Annotated in this window: 15 protein-coding genes; 1 reads left to right on the top strand and 14 read right to left on the bottom strand. The window is 36.2% G+C overall.

What is annotated here, in order from left to right; translation table 11 throughout:
• Positions 1-57: 57 nt before the first annotated feature.
• The 9 genes from IGI80_RS15430 to IGI80_RS15390 form a co-directional block, all read right to left on the bottom strand.
• Positions 58-900 carry a LicD family protein gene (locus IGI80_RS15430; protein ID WP_002410863.1) on the bottom strand — a complete coding sequence of 281 codons (843 nt, stop codon included), beginning with the start codon at positions 898-900 and terminating at the stop codon, positions 58-60.
• A gap of 15 nt (positions 901-915) precedes the next feature.
• Positions 916-1,749 (bottom strand): glycosyltransferase, encoded by an 834-nt coding sequence (locus tag IGI80_RS15425; RefSeq protein ID WP_438724139.1) that lies wholly within the window; start codon positions 1,747-1,749, stop codon positions 916-918.
• A gap of 120 nt (positions 1,750-1,869) precedes the next feature.
• Positions 1,870-3,267, bottom strand: a complete 1,398-nt coding sequence (locus tag IGI80_RS15420) for a sugar transferase (protein ID WP_104853734.1) — start codon at positions 3,265-3,267, stop codon at positions 1,870-1,872.
• 105 nt (positions 3,268-3,372) lie between these two features.
• A complete protein-coding gene (locus IGI80_RS15415; protein WP_438724138.1) occupies positions 3,373-4,674 on the bottom strand; it encodes an EpaQ family protein in 1,302 nt (433 codons plus the stop codon).
• Positions 4,675-4,702: 28 nt separating this feature from the next.
• A complete protein-coding gene (locus IGI80_RS15410) occupies positions 4,703-6,706 on the bottom strand; it encodes a DUF7657 domain-containing protein (RefSeq protein ID WP_438724137.1) in 2,004 nt (667 codons plus the stop codon).
• The gene (locus IGI80_RS15405; protein WP_438724136.1) at positions 6,707-8,848 is read right to left on the bottom strand and encodes a glycosyltransferase family 2 protein; all 2,142 of its coding nucleotides are present in this window, start codon (positions 8,846-8,848) and stop codon (positions 6,707-6,709) included.
• 11 nt (positions 8,849-8,859) lie between these two features.
• Positions 8,860-12,003 (bottom strand): glycosyltransferase, encoded by a 3,144-nt coding sequence (locus tag IGI80_RS15400; protein ID WP_438724135.1) that lies wholly within the window; start codon positions 12,001-12,003, stop codon positions 8,860-8,862.
• Positions 11,993-13,210, bottom strand: a complete 1,218-nt coding sequence (locus tag IGI80_RS15395) for an ABC transporter ATP-binding protein (protein ID WP_438724134.1) — start codon at positions 13,208-13,210, stop codon at positions 11,993-11,995. Before IGI80_RS15395 ends, IGI80_RS15400 begins: the two co-directional genes overlap by 11 nt.
• A gap of 12 nt (positions 13,211-13,222) precedes the next feature.
• A complete protein-coding gene (locus tag IGI80_RS15390) occupies positions 13,223-14,017 on the bottom strand; it encodes an ABC transporter permease (RefSeq protein ID WP_002356900.1) in 795 nt (264 codons plus the stop codon).
• Positions 14,018-14,264: 247 nt separating this feature from the next.
• On the opposite strand from IGI80_RS15390, the gene IGI80_RS15385 reads away from it, so the two are divergent.
• Positions 14,265-14,606, top strand: coding sequence for an EamA family transporter (locus tag IGI80_RS15385; protein ID WP_002356899.1), 342 nt, complete (start codon positions 14,265-14,267; stop codon positions 14,604-14,606).
• Positions 14,607-14,679: 73 nt separating this feature from the next.
• Here the strand turns inward: IGI80_RS15385 and IGI80_RS15380 are convergent, their stop codons facing one another.
• The 5 genes from IGI80_RS15380 to rfbC form a co-directional block, all read right to left on the bottom strand.
• A complete protein-coding gene (locus tag IGI80_RS15380; protein ID WP_002356898.1) occupies positions 14,680-15,030 on the bottom strand; it encodes a DUF2304 domain-containing protein in 351 nt (116 codons plus the stop codon).
• On the bottom strand, positions 15,030-15,755 hold the full coding sequence (locus IGI80_RS15375) for a glycosyltransferase family 2 protein (RefSeq protein WP_002359897.1): 726 nt from the start codon (positions 15,753-15,755) through the stop codon (positions 15,030-15,032). The genes IGI80_RS15380 and IGI80_RS15375 overlap by 1 nt, the downstream gene beginning before the upstream one ends.
• A gap of 58 nt (positions 15,756-15,813) precedes the next feature.
• The gene (gene rfbD / locus IGI80_RS15370; protein WP_236919281.1) at positions 15,814-16,656 is read right to left on the bottom strand and encodes a dTDP-4-dehydrorhamnose reductase; all 843 of its coding nucleotides are present in this window, start codon (positions 16,654-16,656) and stop codon (positions 15,814-15,816) included.
• A gap of 92 nt (positions 16,657-16,748) precedes the next feature.
• Entirely contained in the window at positions 16,749-17,777 is a 1,029-nt protein-coding gene (gene rfbB / locus IGI80_RS15365) for a dTDP-glucose 4,6-dehydratase (RefSeq protein ID WP_438724133.1), read from the bottom strand.
• A 24-nt stretch (positions 17,778-17,801) separates the two neighbouring features.
• The gene (gene rfbC, locus IGI80_RS15360; protein WP_002356893.1) at positions 17,802-18,374 is read right to left on the bottom strand and encodes a dTDP-4-dehydrorhamnose 3,5-epimerase; all 573 of its coding nucleotides are present in this window, start codon (positions 18,372-18,374) and stop codon (positions 17,802-17,804) included.
• Positions 18,375-18,376 lie beyond the last annotated feature (2 nt).

Below are 18,376 nucleotides of genomic sequence, written 5' to 3'. Positions count from 1 at the left end.
AAATGCTGAACGCTATTTATAGATAACGTTCAGCATTAGTATAAATAATTGAAGTTTTTAAATATATTCTGTGTACGATTTTTTAGTATCAACAATTAGCGCTTCATGATGAGGTTGACGATCTTCCTCTGGTGGCAATTGCATATAATCTCCAAAAACTTGTGTCAAATAGCGATTGTATCCCACTGGTATTGGCATTTTTGTATCTTCAAATGGAACAAAAATAGCAGATTTAAAATCTTCTAAATGATAAATATTGCCCATGTAGCGTGGTCCGACACATAATTCAGTGACATAAGGAGTTGAACCAAAGGAATACTTGGTCATTCTTTTTTCAGCGAAGCGCCAAATATGATAGCGAATTTTGCTTGAAGAAAAAATCCCTAATAAAACCTTGCTTCCTGTAGCCATCAGACCACCATGTTTTTCTGGAACAACTTGCGAACAAAATAACGCATAAATCAGTGCCCAAAACTTTTGAATTTTTCTTCGCAATTTCCCTTCTGGCGCACCATCTAACGGAAAAATATCAATTGGTAAACCATGAGGGATATCTAAATCCTCTTGATAGGGTTTAATAAAAGTAGTGGCAGTATCCCTAATAGTTATAAATGAATTATGATCATTATATGTTTTAGAAGCAACTAATAATGGATATCTATTTATGTCTGCTTTCTGCGGCCATAGCTTTTTTAATTTTTCATAGTCTGGTCGTGGCATAAAAAAATCCAAATCATCATCCCACGGAATAAATCCTTGACTGCGTACAGCACCAATACAACCACCGCCACAGAAATAACATAATAAATTATTTTCTTGACAAAATTGAACAAAATATTTGGACATAGTTAATGTTACAGCTTGTATTTCTTTTAAATCTGTCTGGGTCATCTCTTGCATAATTTTACCTCAATCTTAATCATTATCTTTCCTTAAAAACTTCTCATAAAATTTACCTCGTAAATTATTCGGCATCAAACTTACGACAACATGTGCACTGGAACTCACAAAAAAATCTTTAAAACTACCAAGTCCTGCTTGATAGATTGCTTTGCGTCCTTTTAGTCCTGACTTAAAATACTGCCAACCACCACGCCGTGCGTACATATCACTGCCTGTTCGAGCATAGACTAAATGTTCAGAAAGGTTCTGAGCTTCCTTTCCTTTTTTCAATAACCGCACCCACAAATAATAATCTTCAAATCCTGACATTGGCAGATAGTTACCGACCTCTAAAATGTCTGACTTCTTATACATGACAGTCATATGATTAAACGGGTTTCTTCTTTTGGAAAATTCACGAATATCCTCATTAGAACTGGGAAGGTTACGATAACCCAAAACTTTTTCTATGTTCCCTTCAAATTCGATAATGTTAGAACCAGCAATGACCAAGTTAGGATTTTTTTGAAATAATTGCCACTGCTTTTCAATCCGATCCGTCTTCATAATATCATCTGCATCCATTCGTGCAATCAGTTCATTACGACAAGCTTTAACCCCTTCTGCCAACGCTTTACCTAAACCAACATTTTTTTCTAGAGGTAAAACATGAAGCACTTCTGGATGCGTTTCTTTATATTTATCTACAATGACTGTCATTTCTTCAGTTACAGGACCATCTTCTACTAATACTATTTCATCGACTTTTACAGTTTGATTAAAAATACTGTCTAAACATGCAATAACATATTCAGGACGCTCTTTTATATAAATGGAAAGTAAGACACTTACTGGTACCTTTTCCATTTCTTCACCCCTATTTCTTTTTTCATCCACGCTTGTATATTTTTACATAGAATACCTAATTTTTCAAGCTTTGTTAGAAGTCTCTCTTTTTTTTCAAAAAAAGAGGAGCTACTGCTCCTCTTAACGGTAAATTCTAATAGCATTCTCTTTACAATAATCCATCGTCAATTCTTCACGTTCTTCAGACTCATCCAATCCTCTTGATGATACTTTATCAAAGAGAATTTTGATGGTTTGAAGCAGAATTTTCATATCCAACAGTAATGAATAATTCTTGATGTACAGTAAATCAAAGTTCAATTTACTATTGTAGTCAGAAGCATACTTCCCATAAACTTGGGCATAGCCAGTAATCCCCGCACGTACATTGTGACGTAAATAGTAATTCGGGTTTTCCTGATTAAATTGATCAACAAAGAATGGTCGTTCAGGACGTGGTCCGACAATGGACATATCCCCGCGAATAACATTGATTAGTTGTGGCAACTCATCAATACGTAAAGCGCGCAAGTATTTACCAACTGTAGTGACGCGACTGTCGTTACTTGTAGATAAGACTGGACCTGATTTTGCTTCCGCTGTTGCCGACATCGTTCTAAATTTTAAAATCGAGAACTCACGTTGATCTAATGTAATCCGAGTTTGTTTGTAAATCACTGGTCCCGGTGAGGTTGCTTTGACTAAAATTGCTGCAATAAGCATTAAGGGGGAGGTAATCACAAATAGGCAAACAGAGACTAAAATATCGAATAAACGTTTAATAAAATTCTCTTCTGGTTGAATTTCAAAATTTGAGACTTCGATAATACTTTCATCTTCAAAGTTCATCATGTTTGGTTTTAACATAATTAGATTTTCAAAACTTGTATCTAAAAAGATTTTTTTCTTGTGTTTGACAATTAATTGATACAATTTTACTTTTTCGTTCTCATCAACATTACTTGAAATATAAACAATATCGATTTCATCGATAATTTTTTTTAAGTTTTCATAGTAATTACTGACAACAACACTCGTTACTTTATGCTTGTTATTTTTATCAGACATAAAGTTTTGAATTGACCGCATGACTTGATTTTCTTTACCTAGTAAAACAACTTTTCGCTCATTGCTGACCTTTAAGTAAAGATAATAAACAAGAATTCGCCAAAGACTTAGAACAATAATTCCGATTATAAAAGAATATCCTAAAACAGAACGCGGGAACGTAAACCAACGTCCGGCAAATGTCACAATCATAATCGTTAAAGTCATTAAAATTTGACCAATCACCGTGACAAAAATGATGTCACTAATTTTGCGATTATAAAAAATATACGCACCTAACAACAAATTCAAAAAGATAAAAAAGATTGAAATATAAATTGCAGATTTTTCATAAGCCACAAAGTTAAATGATGGTATTGCTCGGCCAAATTTCATTATAAATCCTAAGATGATTGATAAATTATAGAGCAAAACGTCTGCTAAAATAATTACAATCCGTCTTGCATTACTCCATTCACTTTTTGATGTCATTAAAAACTTCCTCTCTTCACTTCCAGTAATTACATTATTTGTAATAACATGCAACCCCTATATTACCATAATGTCAGCGGACAAGAAAGTTCTATAGGATGAAAATTATCTGCGATGTCTTTGGACACGACTTAATTCTTCAGGTTGGTCCCAGCCCTCTTCGTCAACAGGTGCTATCGGGCGCTCTTCATTGCTAACAGGACTTGTTTGTTTCACTCGTTTTCTTCTTTTAGGTGTCGTTGGTCTTTCATGTCTTCCTCGTTTTTTCTCTGGCCGGAAGTAGAAGGCTAGCCCAAGGAAACTATAAACAATCGGCATCCAATGAGGCGCTAATAAAATATCTTCCATAAATGAATGAATCCAGATTAAAAGGAAGCCTAAAAGTAAACTAACTTGCAAACGATCCAATGTTTTTTTGCGGAAACCAATCAATAAAATCATACTGACTAAAAAACCAAATAAAATCAGATAGCCAATGACACCAAAATTACTTAACGTAAATAGAAAAGCATTATGTGTCCCCAGCGGTTTCCATGAGGCCACAAAAGGCTCCATACCGACTTTAATATGTTGAGGATCAGATAACCATTTAGCAAAAAACTCATGCCAAATTCGTTCTCTTCCTGTAAATAAATCAACAGTATCCGATTCCGCACATAAGTAAAATAACAATGGTCCCAATGCAGCTACTCCGACAAAACCAAATAGCCAAACTTTTGAACGTTGCAAGAAACGTTTTGGTAAAAGATTATCCAACAGAATAAAACCAACTAAAATGGCAAAAGAGGTTTTTGATTGACTGACCCATGTACCTAAAACACCACCAATGTATACAGGTAAAAGCAGCAGGTTAAAAACCTTATTTCTATATGCTTTGATCAAACTACTGGCCATCATTGTTGAAAACATCAATGTTGCACCAATCGTATTGGTATTAATCCAAATACTTTCTAGTTTATTTGATTCTTTAAAAATTTCGTCTGCTGGAATCAACTGTGGCAACTCCACGGACATCCGATACAAAGTCGCACTCAAAGCAACTAAAGAGACAATTAATAAAAGCGTTTGATCCATACGGTCAAAGACACAAACTTTAAAACAAAGGACCAACAAAATAATTAAAGGAATCATTGTATCTGTTTGCATCGTGCTATGACGGATTGATTCCGTAAAGTGAAACAAGAGCCAGGTGGCTAGCGCCAACGCTACGGTCAGCCAGTCAATAAATTTTAATTTCGTACAATTTAATAGCAGTACAAGTATTACTGCTATTAATAATAAAATTGAACTATTGGCATACATATATTTTGTGACTGGCGCATCAATTCCTACGACCCACATCGTATACGAGCCGATCATTGTAACTAATAAAATAAGTCGACCGATTCTATTCAATACTTTTCCCATATTCAAACCTCATTCCATGAATGAATCACTAGTCGTTTATTCGATAAATATATGCCCCGTTCTGATCAGGTCCATATAATTTTTCAAAATGAATCGTTGGTGTGTCTAACGGTTCTAATGGTTTATAAACGACCGCATATTTAATCCCATATTCTTTTAATTTTTCTGGAGATAAACGAGCAATAATCGCATCTTTTTGCATCAACTCTAAAACAGGGGTCTGATTTCCTACTTCAACATTGATGTGCGCATAGCGATTATAAATAAATGTGTCTTTTCCTTTTGGATCTAATGGTTTCCAAGCCTCTGAGTCAGGTGTAAAAGCGACACCGTTAAATGTATGCACACCTAACATCGGCAAATAGCCATACATTAAGCGTTCGCCCACCCACAATTGGTTGGGGTCTTTTTTGTTAATTTCTTCCACTTCTACTGCTAATTTTTTTCCATAGACAGCAGAAACGCCACGAGAAATTGGATTTACAAAGGCTCCAGAAACCATAATGATTCCTAATAAGACAAGGACAAATAACGTGCGCCAACGTTTAAATAAAGCAACAATTAAAACGGTAGCGACAACTAAGACACCAATGATGTCCATTCGTGTAACGTATAACCGTAAATTGCCCGTATATAAAACAAAGAAATACAGAACAACATTTAATCCTAGCGCCCCTAACCAGGCCATCATTGGAATTTTTGCTTGGCGATTCCATAAATAATCGATGAACCATAAACTCAACAAAACAGCTGCAAACCCGAAGGATAACATCGCCCGTTGTTCTGGCACATAAGACCACAATGTCAACTTAGCAAAAATGGTTGGAAATTGCACGCTCATCCAAACTAAGTTAAATAAACAATACACGAATAAGACAAAACCGTAAATGTTTTCTTTGATTTTTTTATAAAAAATAAATGGTGAGAGCGGCAAAATAACAAAAAATAATTGATAAAAACTACTGATTTCCGAATTATTTGAATATGGAACATCTTGAAACGGCATTTTCCAATTTGTTAAAAATAACAAAATATCGCGTTTAGGCATATCGCCACCTAAACTTACCCGTTTTCCTGGATAAGCGGTATCCATTACTGCTTTTAAGGAATCCAATGAGCCATATAGCGATCCGCCAACAATAATCGCCGTCATCAAGAGTGCCCCACCTATCAGGACCCCATCCCACTTATCCAACTTAATTTTTTTACGAAATTCTAAAAAGAATAAAATTAAAAATAATAAAATCAAATAACCAAGTGGTACTTGTAGCGCAGGATAAATAACTAAAACAAATCCTGAGGCCATAATAACAGCCGTTATCGCACAAATGACACGACGTCGAACACTACTATGATAATAGAAATAATTATAAATTCCCACTAAAAAACCTAAGCCAAAAAATACTAAATCTCCAACTGGCGAGACAAACCACCATTGAAGGGCCGAAGAAAACGGAATCCAAACACTTGCTAACAAAGCTAAATATTTATTCCGCCGTGTGACGATCAAACCAATTTCAAAAGAGAATAAAATTAAGCCAATTAATTTAAGATTCCAATACCATGATAAGCCATATTCTTTGCCTAATAGTACATAGCCCCACGTAAAAGGTTTCGCTAACGTGGCCAAATTCCACGCTGGTGAATTATAGCCTACCACCATGTCTTGCCCATTTAACGTAATCACATCATTATGTGTTTTCAAACCTGTTTGTGTTTGTGAGAGGCTAAATGGGGTTTGAACGAGCCATTCATCCGAGCGAACACCTCTTGGTTCACCAGCAATTAATGAACTTTTTTGACCATCTGCATATTCAGAAACATACGCATCCCACATGTTTAATGAACTACCATGGACTTTAAAGGCTACCAGTAAAATAAAAATGACTGCCGCTAGCAGATAGCGCCAGCGTAACAAATGATCAACCAAGCGAGCGCTCTGCTCAGCTTGGTTGCGTAATGGTTGTTTTTCTTTTCTTGTAGTTAGTTGTTGTTCCATCTTTTCGCTCCATTTCGTCATCCGCAATTGCATCTAGTCAATTCGTAATGAAAAGTTTGGAATATCCCTTGTCAGATTAGGATTATAAAATGGATCATTTTCAATTAAAGGTCCCCATTTTTCTTCCATCATCACTTTTTCTTGTTCAAAACGTTTTTTCTTTTTGCCTTTATCATCATATCCACGAGTTTGAGATTCAAAATGATAAAGCTCTGCTTCATGAAGCCAAACATTGTCACGTCCTAAAGCTTGGACTTTCAGGCATAAATCAACATCATTGAAAGCTACGGTAAACGCTTCTTCAAAACCACCAACTGCATCAAAATCTGCTTTTTTCATAAGTAAGCACGCGGCAGTTACTGCTGAATAATTAACATTAATAGCTAACCGCCCAAAATAGCCTAAGTCACCATGGGGATAACCATAATGACCATGTCCAGCAACACCACCTAATCCTAAAATAACGCCTGCGTGTTGGACCGTATTATTTGGATACAATAATTTCGCACCTACACAGCCAATCCGTTCTTGCTGAGCAAATGAAACCATCAAGGTTAACCAATTCTCTGTAATCACTTCGGTATCATTATTTAAAAATAATAAATACTCTCCGTGCGCTTTTTTCGCTGCACGATTGTTAATAGTTGAGAAATTGAATGGAATATCGATTGATTCAACGAAAAAGCGGCCAGGTAATTGTTGTTCAAATTCTGCATACAATTCGTGCATTTTTGGATCTGTACTTCCATTGTCTGCCATAATAATCTCGTAATTTTGGTAGGTTGTTTTTTCAATAATCGATGAAACACAACGTTGTACGTCTTTATAGCCATTTTTAGTTGGAATAATAATTGAGACTAACTTGTCGGATTCAATGTCATAATAAACATCGTATAAGCCATTCGCCGCCCCATGCGTTGCATGACCATTAATACCTCGACGAACGAGCGCATCTTGCACGGCTCTTAGCCCCGCTTCAAAAGCATAACCTTTTGAGCCCTGATCCACTGCTGTTGAGGTTGGCAGCATTCGCCAATAGTAAAGAACTTTTGGAATATGTTTGATGCGTTCTTTTGTCGTTTTTTCAGTAAATCTTAAGACTAAATCGTAGTCTTGAGAACCTTCGTAACCTTTTCGAAAGCCGCCAATTTCTTCTAGAATACTCCGACGATACACGCCTAAATGCGAAATGTAATTGGTTCCTAAAAGTAAATCAGGTGACCAATCTGGTTTAAAGGCTGGATCAGAACGATTTCCATCCATGTCAATCTTATCTTCATCACTATAAATTAAATCCAGTTCTGGGTTTTCATTAAGCACTTTAACCACTTCATAAAAAGCATTGATCGCTAATTCATCATCGTTGTCTAGTAAGGCGACAAATTCTCCGGTAGCAATCGCTAAAGCAGAGTTGGTTGCTTCGGAAATATGACCATTTTGTTCACGAAAGACGACCCGAATTCGCTCATCCAATTGTTGGTACTCTGTTAAAATCTTTTTGACATTAGGATCTGTTGAGGCGTCATCGGCCATACATAATTCCCAGTTAGTATAGACTTGATTCAAAATAGAATCAATGCACAACCGAAGCCATTTTTCTTCAACATTATACACTGGCATCGCAATGGAAATTTTAGGTTGATAATGAAATGTTGCGATTTCTTGTGTCATCGCTTCTATGTCTAGTACTTCATTTCTAGCTAACCAGTTAGGATACGAAGCTTGATTTCTCAGTTTCTCAATTTTCGCTCGTTGAATGGTATGAGAAATACCATTTTTAGCCATATACTTAAATCCTTTTTTGGCTTTTATCCAAAGACGAGTCACTTTATCTTCTGTCCCTGGAATCACTGGATATTTTTTATTCAAGGGAAAATCCACCGTTACAACATGTGCTGATGATTGAAAATGAAAAGGGAGTACTTTTTTTTGTTTAATTCCTTCAAGTGTAACAACAAAGCCAGCTTCAATCGCAGGCTCTGTTTGATAAATTTGATTAACATCTTCACGTAAAACGCGCTGAATGTTATAAGCGGACACTTGGTTTTCATTATTAATTGTGAAAGTTGGGCTTTCTTTAGTGATTGTATCCAACGCCCAACCTGTAATGGTTAAATTATTTGTTGTTTTGTCGCGATAGATACTATCAAAGATCACCTTAATGTCTTCATTCATGTGCATTCTCCTTATAGATGTTTCGGATTTCGGTAGGGATCAACTAAAGCTTCCGCGGTCCATTTTTCCGCAAGTTCTTTATAAGATCCTTTTTTATCATGGTTTTGCATTTTTTCGTCTGCTTTCAAAATTGCATAGGACACATATACATTTCGTTTACCAGCGCTAGCAAATTGTAACGATAAATCGACACCCATCCACTCTTTTCCTAAGTTTTCGTTAATTCCTTCTAAATTTAGGTAAAGTTGTTTATTGAATAGTAAGCAGTCTTCAGTTGCTGCTTGAATATTTCTTGGTAAAGCAATTCTGTAATAGTAACCTAAGCTTTTACCAGGGGTGCCTTTTTCAGGATAAAGTAATCGACCTTTGTCTGTATCAACTGATACTCCCACCGTTTCCACGCGATAGCGTGCGTCAACTACGCGGCCAGTCACTAAACCAGAGGTCTCTTGTTGACCAATGTTCATTAACTCTTTTAACCAATCATTTTTCGTTGGTACCAATCCAGCATTTAATAAAGCCACATATTCTCCCTTAGCAGCTTGAATCATGCCATGACGAGTTTCTGTTGAAACATAACGAAGACGGTCATTTTGGATATTTATTTGATTCTCGAAGCGTGCAGGCAATAGAATTTCATAATTTGTATAGGCAGTTTTTTCTAATAATTGACGTAAGTAACTACTCATATTCTCTGTATCATTCGTAATAATCAATGATACCATCGGCACATGATCATAAAGATAGTTAATTTTATAGGAACCATAAAATTCGGCAATCTCTACTTGTGCTTTTAAGCCACGGCGTTCCGTTGCCGCTTGGACCGCTTTTTGACCAGCTACATAGGCGTAACCTTTGCTTTCAGGGTTTAGAGCAGTCGATGATTCAATGGCACGCCAATGATACATCATACCAGGAATATGCTTGATTTTCGTTGCTTGTTCCGTTGCTCGTAATACGAAATCATAGTCTTGAGCGCCGTTATATGCTGAGTTCAGTCCGCCTACTTTTTCTAATAAATCACGTTTCACAACAACAAAGTGTGTAATGTAATTATGATTTAAAATCAGTTCTGGATTCCAGTCCGATTTGTAAAACGCGTTGAAGCGACGACCATTTTCTGTAATTTTATCTTCATCAGTATAAAGAAAATCAATCGTTGGGTCTGTATTTAAAGCTTTGACCACTTCATATAATGCTTGTGGCGCTAATTCATCATCGTTATCCATGAAACCAACAAAATCGCCAGTAGCAATCGACAAAGCTGAGTTAGTTGCTTCTGAAATATGTCCGTTTTCTTCGCGATAAATAACTTTGATTCGTTGATCTAGTTCTTTATATTTTTCTAGCATAGGCTTAATATGTTCGCTTGGCGATGCATCATCTGCTAAACATAACTCCCAATTTTCATAGTACTGATTTTGTAAAGAAGAAACGCACGCTGCAAGCCATTTTTCTTCGACATTATAAACAGGCACAGCGACAGAAATTTTAGGCTGAAATTGGAACGTTTTAATTTCCGCTAAAACTGCCTCCACGTCAACAGGGGCTTCTGCTTTTTCTTGTCGTTTAAAGTACCACTTCACTGAGCCCATCAAACCACGTGTCTGAATCGAACGCCATGCTCGATCAAATTTCGTGCCTGGTTGAACCATGTTTGGACGCTCCACCACGTATTGAACCTTCTGGCCTGATTTGGTGTCAATGTTTAGCGTGTAAGCTGGTAAATCTTCTGGATCTTTAATCGTAATGACAAAACCATAATCTTGATCGCCTTCTAATTCAAACATATCAATAACATCACGACGGTATTCTGTTTCCACCGTATAAGTGACTGATTCACTAGCTTCTGCAATACTGAATCTTAGCGGATAATTTGTTTGTTTGTCATACGCCCACCCTCTGATAACAGAAACGTTATTTTCTACATCGCGAGCAATATCATCGATGGTTAAATTAATCATTTTGTCAAATTTAGTTAACGTGATTAGTTTATATTTTCCAGTAGGCATAGGGGCAGTCTCCGTCTGTTTATTCATTTCTTCTAAAAATTGATTTCTTTCATCTAACAGTGCATGAATAAAGGTATTTTCACGTTCTGAATAGTTGCCTTCAAAGAAATAATCAATGGCTACTGTCAGGTCTTTGCCTGCCATTTGTGCATCGGTTACTTCGATTACAGGTACTTGCGTATCTAAGAAATAATAGATATTCTCTTGTACCAGAAAAGCATTCGTGGCTGCGACTGGGACTGTCTCGCCGTCTATCGTCATGGATAATTTAACAATTGCCCCCGTTAAACTTGGGAATAATTTTATCAGTTGGACGTCTTCTGGTATCTTCAGTTGGAACTGTTTTGTTTCAGGTTTTTGTAAATCAACTGGTTGATCCAACTCAGTCTCTTTTTCTTCGCCGCAATTAATTAAAATATGAACGTTTTTTTCATTGTATGAATTTACTGGTGTCACTCGCTCTGGCTGTTCTATTGGTTCAGCAGTCAAGGCAAAAAAGTACTGATACACTTCGCCAAAGGGACGCGCTTTAAAAGCTGCTTGTACTTCTACAGGTAACGCTTCATACGTCGTAGGAATTTCGTTGTAGCCAACTTGATTAAATGTAAAATCTTCTTTGGCAATGTATAAACCAACTTCTGCAAAAACTTTTTCAAATCCTTCTTGTAAATAGAATGATTTATGCGTAGCATCCAACAGCCCAGTTTCATTCCACGTTAAACGATTATTAAATAAATCAATTAAGACCGAATTATGCGCCAAATTAGGGAAAGTGATTAAGATTTGACCGCCTGGTTTTAAAAACGGTTTGACTTTTGCTAAGGCGCTTTGAGGATTCATTAAATGTTCCAACACATCCGCAAAAACGATATAATCAAACGTCTTACCAGCAAAGTATTTGACCCAATCATTTTCATCAATATTGCCATAAAAGGCATCTGTTGAAAATTGACTGACATGATCATAAAGTTCTTTGTCTAATTCAACAATTGAGACCCGGCACTTTTTTTCTTCCATCAAATAGCTAGTCATCCGCCCATTACCTGGACCAAATTCCAAGACATCACTATTTTCTTTGATTTGTGCTACGATTTTCCCAACACTGGTACTCTCGTCTGTTTCCATTTCAAAATCATACTTCATCTTTTGTCGTATCCTTCCATTTATGATCTAAGATGACAATTCCTTCTCCGGCATAACGACCGGTAATAAACATCGTCACGTATTTTGTTTTGTAGACTAATGGGACTGTTGCATGTTCCTCAAAGAAAGCAATATCAAAATAATATTCACCTGTTAATAATGACATTTTTTCATATTCTAAATAAAAAACATTCCGTCCTTTTTTCCAAGGAATTTGCACGCCATCTAATAACGTATTTAAGCCACAGACATAATGGTTGTCCACTGTTCGAATAGCGACCCCACAAACAGGCTTCTTAATTTGGTCATTTTTGACAGTATATTCAATTTTTACAATCACTTTTTCATCTTGCGTTACCATTTCTAATGGTTCATAATCCGCATTTAAAAGTTCCGCATGATCCACTTCAATAATATCTGGTGTTGGGGTTTCATCTTTCATGGTCGCTTCGCGGTCAACCGTTTTAATTGATTTCTTTTTCAAAAAGTTTTCGTAGTTGGTCGTCACGTCCATCGTATCTCCATATTCAACGACTTTCCCGTGTTGCAACCAAAAAGTTCTGTCACAAAAACGACGGATGGAGTTTACATCGTGAGAAACAAATAAAATTGTTTTACCAGAATTTTTAATTTCCGTAAATTTTTCCATACATTTTAATTGAAACTCTAAATCCCCGACAGCCAACGCTTCATCGACAATTAAAATATCGGGATCCACGTTAATGGCTACCGCAAAAGCCAAGCGGACAAACATACCACTAGAGTATGTCTTAACTGGTTGATACAAATGATCGCCGATGTCAGCAAAATCAATGACATCTTGGACACGCTCTGCCATCTCTTCTCGGGAAAAACCCAAGACCATTCCATTTAAGAAAATATTTTCATACCCTGAATATTCTGGGTTAAAACCTGAACCTAATTCAAGTAACGCTGAAATTTTCCCATTAATCACCATAGACCCGGAGGTTGGTGTTAGTACTCCTGTAATAATTTTTAACATGGTTGATTTTCCAGAGCCATTTTCGCCGACAAAACCAATCATCTCGCCTTTTTTAATTTGCATCGTGACGTCGTCTAACGCATAAAACAAATCGTGGTAGGATTTTTTGGTTGGACTAAGCGCTTCTTTAAACCGATCGGACGGCTTTTTATACATGTTGTATGTTTTGGTAATATGTTGGATATCGATTGCATATTCTGACATGTCGTTCTCTCCTTATAGTACATCTGAAAAATGTGGTTTTAAGCGTCTAAACACGGTTGAGCCAATTAATAGTAAAACAATAGTAACTCCCCAGAAATATAAGCTATATTGCCAATGTTCCCAGAACCATGCACCGCCTAAATAAGATTCGCGGTATCCTTGAACAATATAATATAATGGATTGATTTTTAAGATTGTCGCAATCATTCCAGTTGGTTGCCATAAAATTGGCAATGTCCACATAACTGTTTGCATAATGATATTGATAAATTGCATAATATCAGGTAAAAATGGTTGTGTTGAAGCAGTAATCCACGTAATTGCTGTTAAAAAGACTAATAAACAAGCTAAGTAGTAAATTAATTGCAAACTGTACAGACTTGGGTAATAACCGTTAGCTGTAGTAATTACAAAACCAATTAGAATGAAAAACAAGTGGGTGTACAAGTTCGATAAAATTTTAGATGTTGGTAAAATTTGTACATTAAACACGACTTTTTTAACTAAATAACTATATTCACGAAACACATTCGTGGCTGATAATAACGAATCTGAAAAGAAGAACCAAGGTACCATCCCTGTTACTAAATAGACAATGAATGGCATATTGTCGCCAGCTCTAGAACGAAGGCCTACAGAAAAGACAAACCAATACGTCAAAACAGTTACTAATGGCGTTAAAAACGCCCAGACAATTCCTAGTGCTGAACCAGCATACTTGGCCTTAAAATCATTAAATGAAAATTGTAATAACAATTTTTTGTTCTGAAAAATATTCTTGAAAATTGAAAATGTTTCTTTAAACATATACTTATTCCTTCCGTAATAAACTATTTTTATCTAAAATTTTTGGATACAAAAATGCCATTTTAAACAACATTTCTATTTTATCGATAAACGCCTAGCTTTTCAATAGTAGACCCCTTTTTATAAAGAAAAATTTAACTGATTTCGCTATATTAAAAAATCTTGTCCAATTTTTAGGAGATTATGCTACAATAATGGAGGTCTTGCATTTTTTTGCACGGAAACTATTTTTGAGAGAAGGGAAATTATGGTTCTTTTTATTATTTACGTATTTCTGTCTTCTGCTGGTCTAGTCTTATTTAAACTAGGTTCTAGCAGTTTGAACATCCAACTCCAACAAACAATCTTTTCAATGAATATCTCACTTATATCTTTATTAGGTTTATTTTGTTATTTAATTAGTTTTATTTTATGGATGTTAATTATTAGTCGTTCCGATGTTTCTTACATTGTTCCTTTAGGCGTTGCCTGTACAAACATCGCTATTTTAATTGCTTCAAATCTTATTCTAAAAGAGACAATCACAACGAATGCCCTTATTGGTGCTGTGGTTATTATTGTCGGCATTGTGATTATGAATCTTAAATAAAAAAGATCGCTATTCATTGAGCTGACCCTTAAATATTAGACTTTCAGGTCCAACTTTTAAGGGTCACTACACATTAGCGATCTTTTTTATTTTCTTCAGATTTCATGATAGATAATTCTTGCAATAATGTTTTAATGCGATTTTCGTGTTTTGAAATCAACACAGAATTTTTAATTTCCATAATTAAAAGGACAATCACCGCAGCTGATAATAAGAAGTTTGATGTTGTTTCAAACCCAAAGGCCATTGCTAACCATTCTGCCACATGCGGGAAAATAGCAAAAATAATTAAGACAATTGAGATTAATAACCAAATCAAAGCATTTTTTAGGAGAAAAATATTTTTATTAATTCCTCGAATAATGTATAAGAAAAAGCCAATTGCAAATAAAAATAAAGCTAGCCATAACACGGTTGGTAGCATTAATCTCCCTCCTTCATAAAGGCAGCAATCAGAATTGCTGAGCCGACTTCTAGCATATACTTCACAGAAGCCAATGCACGAATCGAAGAAACACCACCAAGCCGTTCCATCATATTGACAGGTCTTTCAACAATCACAAAACGTTTTTTAATTAAGTGAACAATCGATTCTGGCTCAGGATAATTTGTCGGATAACGCTTTGCAAAAAAAGCAATCACTTTCCGATTTCCCGCTCGATAACCAGAAGTCACATCATAAATTGTTTTACCAGAAGCCATTCGAATACAAAAGGATAACAAACGAATACCAAAACGGCGCATTTTCGTACTTTGAAAAGCCGCTTCGTTTCCAGGAATGAAACGAGAGCCAATCGAAAAATCACATTTACCCTCTGCTAATGGTTCCAGTAAAATAGGTAAACTATTGATATCATGTTGACCATCACCATCAAACTGAACCGCCACATCATACTCATTTTCTAAGGCATATTTATAGCCGGTCTGTACCGCCCCGCCAATACCTAAATTCAACACTAAATGAATGGCATTAATTTGGTTGACTTCTAAAATTTGTTTGGTTCCATCTGTCGAGCCATCATTAATTACCACATAATCCAATTCATGTTGAAAATGCGTAACTTCCTGTTTAAATGTTTCAATGGAAGCAATCGTCCGCAAAATGTTTTCTTCCTCATTGTAAGCAGGAATGATTAAAAGTACCTTCATAAAGAGAAACACCTTTCCACTTTTTCTCTAACAAAACCCCTCACTTACACAAAACAATTTATTGTTGAACATTTTCTAACATTTGTGCTAAGGCTTCTTGCCAAGTAGGAATTTTAAAGCCTAACGCTTCTGTTTTACTTAAATCCATGACAGAATATTGTGGTCTTTGCGCCTTTTGTGGAAATTGAGTTGAATCCACTGGCAGTACTTCCACTTCAGTATCTTTTAAAATTTCTTTAGCAAACTGATACCAGCTACAGCTGTTTTCATTAGACAAATGATAAACACCAAATGGCGCTTTTTCTGCAATAACAAATACCATAAATTCGGCTAACGTTCTTGTCCAAGTTGGGCGGCCAAACTGATCGTCCACTACCGTTAGTTGGTCTCTTGTTTCCGCTAATTTTTGCATGGTAAAGACAAAGTTATGACCGTATTGGCCAAATACCCATGATGTTCGAATAATATAATAGTCGTCCAGGATTTCTTGGACCGCTTGTTCACCTAATAACTTCGTCCGACCATACTCATTTAAAGGATTCGGTTGATCATCAATCGCATAGACGCCTTCTTTTTTAGTTCCATCAAAAATATAATCTGTACTTACGTAAACAAGTGTCGCCCCCACTGCTTTAGCAGCTTCTGCAACATGACGTGTGCCATCTACATTCACTTTTTCATCTAATTCCTTGCCTTCGTCTTCTGCTTTATCAACAGCTGTATAAGCAGCACAATGATAAATGACGCTTGGTTGAATTTCTTTCACTTTTGCCAACGTACTATCCGCATCAGTAATATCTAATTCTGTTGAATCCGTTGAAACATACTCAATTCCTTGTTCGTCTAATAGGTGACGTAATTCTGTGCCCAATTGGCCATTTCCACCAGTAATTAAAATCATTTTTTTCGCTCCTTCTTGAAAAAAAGGCAGGGCAAAGTAGCTTTTGTACTTTGCCATCGCCTTTCGACTGTTATCTCACATGTCAGAAAAAATTACTGACCATTTTGTGCATATTTTGCTTCAACAGCTTCTTTATCTGCACGCCACCAGTCTTCATTTTCTGTATACCACTTGATTGTTTCTGCCAAGCCTTCACGGAAATTCGTGAATTCTGGTTCCCAACCTAATTCTTCGCGTAATCTGGTTGAATCAATCGCATAACGTAAGTCATGTCCTGCACGATCGTTGACATGCTCATAGGCATCAATAGGTTGTCCCATTAATTCTAAAATTAATTCCATCACTGTTTTATTGTCTTCTTCACCATCGGCTCCAATTAAATACGTTTCGCCAATTTGCCCTTTTGTTAAAATTGCCCAAACAGCCGAAGAATGGTCGTTTGTATGAATCCAGTCACGAACATTTTTACCAGCACCATAAAGTTTTGGTGTAATGCCACTTAAGACATTGGTAATTTGACGAGGAATAAATTTTTCAATATGTTGATATGGACCATAGTTATTTGAACAGTTTGAAATTGTTGCTTGTAAGTTAAAAGAACGAACCCATGCTTTGACTAACAAGTCAGATCCTGCTTTTGTTGAAGAATAAGGACTTGAAGGATTGTAAGGCGTTTCGGCAGTGAATTTTTCCCCTTCGCCTTCTCCATGTCCTGGTAAATCTTCTCTTAAAGGTAAATCGCCATAAACTTCATCAGTCGATACATGGTGGTAACGAACATTGTTTTTACGGCAAGCTTCGATCAATGTGTACGTCCCAATCAGATTGGTTTGTACAAATGGGAATGGGTCGTTTAATGAGTTGTCGTTATGCGATTCAGCAGCATAGTGAACGACTGCATCTGTTTCAGCGACTAAACGATTAACTAATTCAGCATCAGCGATATCTCCTACGACTAATTCCACGCGATCACTTGGTAGACCTTCAAGATTTCTTTCATTTCCTGCATACGTTAATTTATCTAATACAGTTACATGAACTTCTGGATGATTCTTTACAACATAATGAACAAAATTTGAGCCGATAAAACCAGCTCCACCTGTTACGATGATTTTTTTCATAATTGAAACTCTCCTACTTTTTTCTTAAATTTCGCCATAGATAAACGGATTTTCCGCTTCAAATTCTTTTAAGGTTGGATGTTTTTGATCCTTTTCTGACGTAATCGCTTTTTCTGGCGCAATTGGCCAATCAATAGCTAACGCTGGATCGTTAAAAGCAATACCGCCGTCTGCTGCCGCATTGTAGTAATTGTCACACTTGTACATAAAGTTCACGTTCGGTGTCAAAGTGACAAAACCATGGGCAAAACCTTTTGGTACTAAAAGCTGACGGTGATTATGTTCTGATAAAATGTATCCTTCCCATTGACCATAGGTTGGACTCCCTTTACGAATATCAACAATCACATCTAATACCGCACCTGTTACAACGCGAATTAGTTTTGTTTGCGCAGCTTCGCCTTTTTGAAAATGCAATCCACGCAAGACACCTGCTTCTGTTGATAATGAATGATTATCTTGGACAAAATCAAAGTCTAATCCATGTTCTGCAAATTTAGCTTTGGAATAACTTTCTGTAAAAAAGCCACGATGATCACCGAAAACATCCATTTCGATAATTTTGACATCTTGTAATTTTGTATCAATAACTTTCACGT

Source organism: Enterococcus sp. DIV1420a (assembly GCF_051712165.1).
Taxonomy (GTDB): domain Bacteria; phylum Bacillota; class Bacilli; order Lactobacillales; family Enterococcaceae; genus Enterococcus; species Enterococcus faecalis.
Note: the sequence above shows the minus strand (reverse complement) of the source record. Positions and strands in the feature narration are given on the sequence as shown.

What these genes read in the sequence shown, in the direction of transcription:
- IGI80_RS15430 (WP_002410863.1), bottom strand. Translation starts at nt 900, where the DNA reads ATGCAAGAGATGACCCAGACAGATTTAAAAGAAATACAAGCTGTAACA.
- IGI80_RS15425 (WP_438724139.1), bottom strand. Translation starts at nt 1,749, where the DNA reads ATGGAAAAGGTACCAGTAAGTGTCTTACTTTCCATTTATATAAAAGAG.
- IGI80_RS15420 (WP_104853734.1), bottom strand. Translation starts at nt 3,267, where the DNA reads ATGACATCAAAAAGTGAATGGAGTAATGCAAGACGGATTGTAATTATT.
- IGI80_RS15415 (WP_438724138.1), bottom strand. Translation starts at nt 4,674, where the DNA reads ATGGGAAAAGTATTGAATAGAATCGGTCGACTTATTTTATTAGTTACA.
- IGI80_RS15410 (WP_438724137.1), bottom strand. Translation starts at nt 6,706, where the DNA reads ATGCAATTGCGGATGACGAAATGGAGCGAAAAGATGGAACAACAACTA.
- IGI80_RS15405 (WP_438724136.1), bottom strand. Translation starts at nt 8,848, where the DNA reads ATGAATGAAGACATTAAGGTGATCTTTGATAGTATCTATCGCGACAAA.
- IGI80_RS15400 (WP_438724135.1), bottom strand. Translation starts at nt 12,003, where the DNA reads ATGAAGTATGATTTTGAAATGGAAACAGACGAGAGTACCAGTGTTGGG.
- IGI80_RS15395 (WP_438724134.1), bottom strand. Translation starts at nt 13,210, where the DNA reads ATGTCAGAATATGCAATCGATATCCAACATATTACCAAAACATACAAC.
- IGI80_RS15390 (WP_002356900.1), bottom strand. Translation starts at nt 14,017, where the DNA reads ATGTTTAAAGAAACATTTTCAATTTTCAAGAATATTTTTCAGAACAAA.
- IGI80_RS15385 (WP_002356899.1), top strand. Translation starts at nt 14,265, where the DNA reads ATGGTTCTTTTTATTATTTACGTATTTCTGTCTTCTGCTGGTCTAGTC.
- IGI80_RS15380 (WP_002356898.1), bottom strand. Translation starts at nt 15,030, where the DNA reads ATGCTACCAACCGTGTTATGGCTAGCTTTATTTTTATTTGCAATTGGC.
- IGI80_RS15375 (WP_002359897.1), bottom strand. Translation starts at nt 15,755, where the DNA reads ATGAAGGTACTTTTAATCATTCCTGCTTACAATGAGGAAGAAAACATT.
- rfbD (WP_236919281.1), bottom strand. Translation starts at nt 16,656, where the DNA reads ATGATTTTAATTACTGGTGGAAATGGCCAATTGGGCACAGAATTACGT.
- rfbB (WP_438724133.1), bottom strand. Translation starts at nt 17,777, where the DNA reads ATGAAAAAAATCATCGTAACAGGTGGAGCTGGTTTTATCGGCTCAAAT.